Annotated in this window: 1 protein-coding gene; it reads right to left on the bottom strand. The window is 70.8% G+C overall.

Annotated elements, in window-relative coordinates:
• A partial coding sequence (locus tag JK363_RS40670; protein ID WP_201883366.1) for a type I polyketide synthase occupies positions 1-8,820 on the bottom strand: 8,820 nt, incomplete at both ends.

Genomic DNA, 8,820 nt, shown 5'->3' with positions numbered 1-8,820 from the left:
AGGGTGGCGCGTGCGGCGACGAGTCGGCAGGTGTCGGGGAGGTCGAAGACCCCGGCGATGTGTGCCGCGGCGATCTCGCCGATGGAGTGGCCGATCACCACGTCGGGGTGGACACCTACCGAGGCGAGCAGTCTCGCCAACGCGATATGCAGGGCGAACAGCCCCGCCTGCGCATACGTCGTGTGATCCAACAGCTGAGCGTCGTCGGGGCTGCTGCTGAAGACCAGCTCTTGGAGCGGGTGATCCAGATGGGCATCGAGGAGTGCGCAGACCTCGTCGAAGGCTTCGGCGAAGACGGGGAAGCGGTCGTACAGTCCGGCGCCCATGCCGGGTCGCTGGCTGCCCTGGCCGCTGAAGAGGAACACGGTGTGGCCCGTCCTGGCCGTGACTTCCCCTGGGCCTACCACCCTCGGGTGCGGTTCACCGGTGGCCAGCGCCTCCAGGCCCGCCAGCAGCTCATCGCGTTCCGACCCGATCACCACGGCCCGGTGGTCGAACTGCGACCGCGAGGTGAGCAGAGACCACCCCACCTCGACCGGCGCCGCCTCCGGGGCATGACTCAGCAGTCCGGCGAGCGCGGCCGCCTGCCCGCGCAACGCCCCGTCGCTCTGGGCGGACAGCAACCATGGCACGCCACCGATCGGTGTGGTTGCGGGGGCGGCTCCGTGGGGTTCCCGGGATTCCGGGGCCTGTTCAAGGATCAGGTGGGCATTGGTGCCGCTGATGCCGAAGGAGGACACACCCGCCCGGCGTGGCCGTTCGCGCTCGGGCCAGGGCATCGCCTCGCTGAGCAGCCGTACCTCGCCCGCGTTCCAGTCCACATGGGGGCTGGGCGCATCGATATGGAGGGAGGCGGGCAGCAGGCCGTGACGCATTGCCAGCACCATCTTGATGACGCCCGCCACTCCGGCGGCGGCCTGGGTGTGGCCGATGTTCGATTTGATGGACCCCAGCCACAGGGGTTTGCTGTCCCCCCGCTGCTGACCATAGGTGGCCAGCAGCGCTTGGGCCTCGATGGGGTCGCCGAGGGTGGTACCGGTGCCGTGTGCTTCGACGGCGTCCACGTCGGAGGGTGCGAGCCGGGCGTTGGCGAGTGCCTGGCGGATCACCCGCTGTTGCGACGGGCCGTTGGGCGCGGTCAGGCCATTGCTGGTGCCGTCCTGGTTGACCGCCGAACCGCGGACGAGAGCCAGTACGCGGTGGCCGTTGCGCCGAGCATCCGACAACCGCTCCAGCAGCACCAGACCGACACCCTCCCCCCACACCATGCCGTCGGCGTCCGAGGCGAACGGTTTGCAGCGAGCGTCCGAGGCCAGTCCGCGCTGACGGGAGAACTCGATGAACGCGCCCGGTGTGGCCATCACCGTGACTCCGCCCGCCAGGGCGAGCGCACATTCGCCCTGGCGCAGCGCCTGGGCGGCCAGATGCATCGCCACCAGCGATGACGAGCACGCGGTGTCCACCGTGACCGCGGGCCCCTCCAGGCCGAACGAGTACGCCACCCGGCCCGACACCACACTGCCGATGTTCCCCGTGGCGACGTAGCCCTCGACCTCACTCGCTGTGTCACCGGTGAGTGAGAGATAGTCCTGCGATGTCACACCCGCGAAGACACCGGTGGTGCTGCCGTTGAGCGTGTCCCGGTCCAGGCCCGCGTGTTCGAAGGTCTCCCAGGCGGTTTCGAGGAGCAGCCGCTGCTGGGGATCCATGGCGATGGCCTCGCGCGGGCTGATGCCGAAGAACGCCGCGTCGAACTCGCCCGCCTCGTAGAGGAACCCGCCCTCTCGGACGTAACTCGTACCCAGGTGCTCGGGGTCGGGATGGAAGAGCGCGTCCAGCTCCCAGTGGCGGTCGGTGGGCATCTCGCCGATGGCGTCACGGCCTGCCACCACCAGATCCCACAGGTCCATCGGGCTACGGGCGCCGCCGGGGAAGCGGCAACCCATGCCGACGATGGCGATCGGTTCGTCGAGGGCGGCCACGGTGGGGGTATGCGCGGTGACGGCCGTCTGCCCGCCGGTGAGTTCGGTGCGCAGGTACGCGGCCAGGGCGTCGGGCGTCGGGTGGTCGAAGACCAGGGTGGGCGGCAGCTCGACACCGGTGGCGGTGGTGAGCTGGTCGCGCAGCTCGACCGCGGTGAGGGAGTCGAAGCCGAGCTCCTGGAAGGGCTGGGCGGGCGGAATGGCGGCCGGCCCGGCATGGCCCAGGATCGTGGCCGCCAGGGACTGGATCCGGTGCAGGAGAAGTTGGTGTGCTTCGGCCGGAGTGCCGCCGCTGAGCTGCTGAAGCAGCGGGGTGGTGGTCGCTCCGCCCTGGGGATCGGCCGCGCCACCGATGGCCGTGATGAGCTCGGAGAGCAGGGGGCTGGGGCGCTGAGCGGTGAAGGTGAGGGGGAACGTCGCCCAGTCGATGTCCGCGATGGTCACGGCGGTGTCGCGGTGATTGAGCGCATGATGCAGCGATGCGAGGGCCAGCTCCGGGCGCAGCGGCGACAGCCCACGTCGGCTGTAGAAGGAGCGGGCCGTTTCGTCGGCGGCCATGCCTGCGTCGCTCCAGGGGCCCCAGGCGAGGCTGGTGGCAGGAAGTCCCCGGGCGCGGCGGTGTTCGGCGAGGGCGTCGAGGTAGGTGTTCGCCGCGGCATAGGCACCTTGCCGGCTGCCGCCCCAGGCGGCGGCACCGGAGGAGAAGAGCACAAACGCGGAGAGGTCCAGATCCTGGGTGAGCTCATGCAGATGCGTCGCGGCAAGCGCCTTGGGGCCCAGCACATGCTGCAACCGGTCCGGTCCGAGATCGGCCAGAAGCTCGGTGTCGGATGTCCCTGCGGCGTGGATGACGGTGGTGAGGGGGTGTTCGGTGGGGATGGTGTCGAGGAGTGCGCGGAGGGTGTCGCGGTGGGAGACGTCGCAGGCGGTGATGGTGATGTCGGTGCCGAGTGCGGTGAGTTCCGCGGTGAGTTCGGTGGTGCCGGGTGCGTCGGGTCCGCTGCGGCTGACGAGGTGGAGTCGGGGTGCGCCGTGGTGGGCGAGATAGCGGGCGATCTGTGCGCCGAGGCCGCCGGTGCCGCCGGTGATGAGGGTGGTGCCGGACGGCTGCCAGCTGGTGGGCGTTGTGGCCGGGGTGGTGGCGTGGCTGAGTCGACGTGCGAAGCAGCCGGTGGTGCGGATCGCCACTTGGTCCTCCGGCTGTCCGGGGACGAGGAGCGTGGCCAGACGGCGGGCGGTGTGATGGTCGATAACGGTCGGGACATCGATCAGGCCGCCCCAGCTTCGGGGGTGTTCCAGGGCCGCCGTACGGCCCAGCCCCCAGATCTGTGACTGGAGCGGGTGGGGCAGCGGCTCCCCGGGGCCCACGGCTACGGCGCCTTGGGTGAGGCACCACAGGGGCGCGGCGATCTCGGTGTCGCCCAGAGCCTGGATAAGCGTGAGGGTGGCGGCGAGCCCGGCGGGGACGGCGGCGTGGTCCGGATGCGGCTCCTGGTCGAGCGCGAGCAGGCTCACCACCCCGGCGATGTCGGTGCCTGAGACCGACGGGCCGAGTTCGTGTCCCAGTGTGTCCCGGTCGGCGCGGTCGGGCTCGATGGCGTGGGGGAGAGGCGTGGCGCCATGGGTGGTGAGGGCCTGCGCTACGGTTCGTACGGCGGGATGGTCCGAGTGGCCTGCGGGGATGATCAGCAGCCAGGTGCCGGAGAGCGCCGGAGGCGTGGATGGTTCGGAGAGATGCTTCCATGTGGCCCGATACCGCCAGGAATCGATGACCGACTGCTCACGGTGGTGCCGCCGCCAGGCCGACAGGGTCGGCAGGACCGCGCCCAGCATGGGCCGCTGATCCGCGGGGGAGTCGAGTGTCGCCGTAAGTGCCTCGAGGTCCTCCCGCTCTACGGCCTCCCAGAACTCCCGGTCGGCCGACGCCGCCGACTCGGTGGCGGCCGTGCCCGTCGAGGCGGCGGCCAGCCAGTAACGCTGGTGCTGGAAGGCGTAGGTCGGTAGGTCGATCACGCGGGGGGTGGGATCCGCCGGGTACCAGGCGGTCCAGTCGATGGCTGTGCCGGTGGTGGTGTGGAGTTGGGCGAGTGTGTGGGTGAGTGCGTGGGTGTCGGGTTGTTTGCGGGTGAGGGTTGCGGTGACCAGGGGGGCGGGGGTGTCGATGGCGAGGTGGTGGAGGGTGTGTTGGGTGGCGGTGGTGAGGATGGGGTCGGGGCCGATTTCGAGGAAGATGCCTGTATCTGGGGCGGTGTGGGTGATGGCGGGGTGGAAGTGGACGGGTTGGCGGATGTGCTGGGCCCAGTAGTCGGGGGTGGTGATGTCGGTGTCGGCGGGTTGGCCGGTGAGGTTGCTGATGAGGGGGATGGTGGGTGGGTGGTAGGTCAGTCCGGTGATGGCGTCGGTGAACGGTGTGAGGATGGGGTCCATCAGGGGGGAGTGGAAGGCGTGGCTGACCCTGAGCGCCCGGGTCTTGCGGCCGCGTTCCGCCCACGCCTCACTGATGCCGGTCACCAGTTCCTCGGGCCCTGAGATCACCGTATTGCCAGGGGTGTTCAGGGCGGCGATGCTCACCCGTCCCTCGGTCCGGGCGAGGTCGTGGGTGAGTTCGTCGGGGGTGGCGGCGATGGTGGCCATGGCTCCGCCGGTGGGGAGTTGGCCCATGAGGGTGGCGCGTGCGGCGACGAGTCGGCAGGTGTCGGGGAGGTCGAAGACCCCGGCGATGTGTGCCGCGGCGATCTCGCCGATGGAGTGGCCGATCACCACGTCGGGGTGGACGCCCACCGAGGCGAGCAGTCTCGCCAACGCGATATGCAGGGCGAACAGCCCCGCCTGCGCATACGTCGTATGGTTGAGCAACCCGGTCCGCTCGGTGTCGGGGTTGAACACAACCTCCCGTAGCGGGTGTTCGAGCTGGGGGTCGAGGAGTGCGCAGACCTCGTCGAAGGCTTCGGCGAAGACGGGGAAGCGGTCGTACAGTCCGGCGCCCATGCCCGGTCGCTGGCTGCCCTGGCCGCTGAAGAGGAACACGGTGTGGCCCGTCCTGGCCGTGACTTCCCCTGGGCCTATCACCCTCGGGTGCGGTTCACCGGTGGCCAGCGCCTCCAGGCCCGCCAGTAGCTCATCGCGTTCCGACCCGGTCACCACGGCCCGGTGGTCGAACTGCGACCGCGAGGTGAGCAGAGACCACCCCACCTCGGTCGGCGCCATCTCCGGGGCGTTGTCCACCCGCCTGGCCAGTGCCGCCGCCTGCCCCCGCAACGCCTCCGCACTCCGCGCCGAGACCACCCACGGCACCGGCCCGGTCGGCGGCCCGTCGCCCACCGGCTCCGTCGCGACCCGCTCGGACACCTCGGGGGCCTGCTCAACAAGGACATGGGCGTTGGTGCCGCTGATGCCGAAGGACGAAACACCCGCCCGGCGCGGCCGTTCGCTCCGGGGCCAAGGTGCCGCCTCGGTCAGCAGTCGCACCTCGCCCGCGTTCCAGTCCACATGGGGGCTGGGCTCATCGATGTGCAGTGAGGCGGGCAGCAGGCCATGACGCAGGGCCATCACCATCTTGATGACGCCCGCCACACCCGCGGCAGCCTGAGTGTGCCCGATGTTGGACTTGATAGAGCCGAGCCACAACGGCTGCCCGTTCTGCCGTTCCTGGCCGTAGGTGGCCAGCAGCGCCTGGGCCTCGATCGGGTCGCCCAGCGTGGTCCCCGTGCCGTGGCCTTCCACCACGTCGACCTCGGCGGGGGACAGCCGTGCGTTGACGAGTGCCTGGCGGATCACCCGCTGCTGCGACGGGCCGTTGGGCGCGGTCAGGCCATTGCTGGTGCCGTCCTGGTTGACCGCCGAACCCCGGAGCACCGCCAGCACCCGGTGGCCGTTGCGCCGTGCGTCGGACAGCCGCTCCAGCAGCAGCAGACCGGCGCCCTCGCCCCAGCCGGTGCCGTCGGCCGCCGCCGCGAACGGCTTGCAGCGGCCGTCGGCGGCCAGCCCGCGCTGCCGCGAGAACTCGATGAATGTGGTGGGGGTGGCCATCACCGTCACACCACCGGCCAGGGCCAGGGTGCATTCGCCCTGCCGCAGTGCCTGGGCGGCCAGATGCATCGCCACCAGTGACGACGAGCACGCGGTGTCCACTGTCACCGCGGGCCCCTCCAGGCCGAATGCATACGCCACGCGCCCGGACATCACGCTCGGCGTTCCGCCCGCCAGCAGGTAGCCCTCGACCTCATCTGCCGAGGCGCTCCCGGCCGCGCCGTACCCCTGGTAGGTGCCACCGGTGAACACACCGGTGCTGCTGCCGTTGAGCGCGTCCCGGTCCAGGCCAGCGCTCTCGAAGGTCTCCCAGGCGGTCTCCAGGAGCAGCCGCTGTTGGGGGTCCATGGCGAGTGCTTCGCGCGGGCTGATGCCGAAGAAGGCGGCGTCGAACTCGCCCGCGTCGTAGAGGAACCCGCCCTCGCGCGCGTAGCTGGTGCCCAGGCGATCCGGGTCGGGGTGGAAGAGGGTGTCCAGGTCCCAGTGGCGGTCGGTGGGCATCTCCGCGATGGCGTCCCGGCCCGTGGAGACCAGCTCCCACAGCCCCTCCGGTGAACGCACCCCGCCCGGGTAGCGGCACGCCATGCCGACGATCGCGATCGGTTCGTCGTCCGTGACCGCCGACGGCGTATGCGTACTGACGGCCGTCTTCTGGCCCATGAGTTCGGCTCGCAGATAGGTGGCGAGGGCACTCGGCGTGGGGTGGTCGAAGACCAGCGCGGGTGCGAGGCTCAGCCCGGTGGCGGCCGTGAGCTGATTCCGGAGTTCGACGGCGGTCAGCGAGTCGAAGCCGAGCTCCTGGAACGGCTGGGCGGGCGGGATCGCGTCGATGCCGCTGTGGCCGAGGATGGTGGCGGCGAGCGTCTGGATGTGCCGGACGAGGATCTGGAGCTGCTGATCGGTGGTGGCGGCGTCGAGCTGGTGCCGCAGCGGACTGTTCACGGCCGTGCGACCGGCTGTACTCGGCGACGTGGGCTGCTCGGCATCGGGCGTGGTGAGCCGGGTGAGCAGCGGACTCGGCCGTTGTGCCGTGAACGCTCCCGCGAACCGGTCCCAGTCGACATCGGCGATCGTGACGGCCGTGTCGTCCTGCGTCAGGGCATGGTGCAGGCATTTCAGGGCGAGGTCGGTGCCGAGGGGGGAGAGACCGCGTCGCTTGAGGTGTGTGAGGGCCGTTTCGTCGGCGGCCATGCCCGCGTCGCTCCAGGGGCCCCAGGCGAGGCTGGTGGCGGGCAGCCCTTGGGCACGGCGGTGTTCGGCGAGGGCGTCGAGGTAGGTGTTCGCCGCGGCGTAGGCGGCCTGCTGACCACTGCCCCAGGTGGCCGCGTTCGACGAGAAGAGGACGAAGGCGGTGAGTTCGTGGTCCTGTGTGAGCTCATGGAGATGGGCGGCGGCCTGCGCCTTCGACCGCAGAACACGCTCGAGCCCCTCGGGGGACAGCTCGGCGATCGGAGCCAGCTCCATCGTCCCGGCGGCGTGGATGACGGTGGTGAGGGGGTGTTCGGTGGGGATGGTGTCGAGGAGTGCGCGGAGGGTGTCGCGGTGGGAGACGTCGCAGGCGGTGATGGTGATGTCGGTGCCGAGTGCGGTGAGTTCCGCGGTGAGTTCGGTGGTGCCGGGTGCGTCGGGTCCGCTGCGGCTGACGAGGTGGAGTCGGGGTGCGCCGTGGTGGGCGAGATAGCGGGCGATCTGTGCGCCGAGGCCGCCGGTGCCGCCGGTGATGAGGGTGGTGCCGGACGGCTGCCACCTGGTGGGCGTTGTGGCCGGGGTGGTGGCGTGGCCGAGACGACGGGCGAAGCTGCCCGACGCGCGGATGGCGACCTGGTCCTCGGGTTGACCGGACACCAGCAGCGCGGCGAGACGGCTCGCCGTCTGATGGCCGATCGTCATGGGCAGGTCGATGAGACCGCCCCAACGCTGCGGATGCTCGAGAGCCGCCACTCGCCCCAGCCCCCAGATCTGCGTCTGACCGGGGTGCGGGAGGACATCGCCACTCCGGGCGGCGACGGCGCCCTGTGTGAGGCACCACAGCGGTGCGGCGATCCCGGCGTCGCCCAGCGACTGGACGAGCGCTGTCGTCGCGGCGACTCCGGTGGCCACCGCGGGGTGTGCGCCGTGCGGCTTCTGATCGAGCGCGAGCAGATTGAGGATGCCCGAGAAGGGTGTGTCCTCGGCCAGCTGGGCGAGCTGTTCCGCCAGATCCGCGCGCTTGACCTCCTGGGAGTGGAGCGGGAGGGGCAGCGAGGTGGCGCCGTGGGAGGACAGAGCCTGCACGGCGGCCCGGACCGCGATGTGTTCCGCACCGTCGGCGGGCAGCACCACCAGCCAGGTGCCGGTCAGCTCCGCGGTGTCCGGCTCGGGCAGTTGCTGCCAGGTGACCCGGTAGCGCCAGGAGTCGATGACGGCCTGCTCGCGATGCCGACGCCGCCAAGCCGACAGAACGGGGAGGGCGGGCAGCAGGGCGTCGATGCCGGGGCTGCCCTCGTCGAGTCCGAGGGTGGACTTCAGGGTGTCCACGTCGAGCTCTTCGATGGCGTGCCAGAGCTGCGCCTCGGCCGGGTCCTCGCTCGTACGGCCACCTCCGCTGGTCCGTGCGGTGGGCTGCGCCAGCCAGAAACGCTGGTGCTGGAAGGCGTAGGTCGGTAGGTCGATCACGCGGGGGGTGGGATCCGCCGGGTACCAGGCGGTCCAGTCGATGGCTGTGCCGGTGGTGGTGTGGAGTTGGGCGAGTGTGTGGGTCAGTGCGTGGGTGTCGGGCTGCTTCCGGGTGAGGGTTGCGGTGACCAGGGGCCTGGGATGGTCGTTCGCC

Origin of the sequence: Streptomyces coffeae (genome assembly GCF_016741875.1) — a bacterium.
In the GTDB taxonomy this organism is placed as follows: Bacteria; Actinomycetota; Actinomycetes; order Streptomycetales; family Streptomycetaceae; genus Streptomyces; species Streptomyces coffeae.
This window is presented reverse-complemented; position numbering and strand designations above follow the sequence as displayed.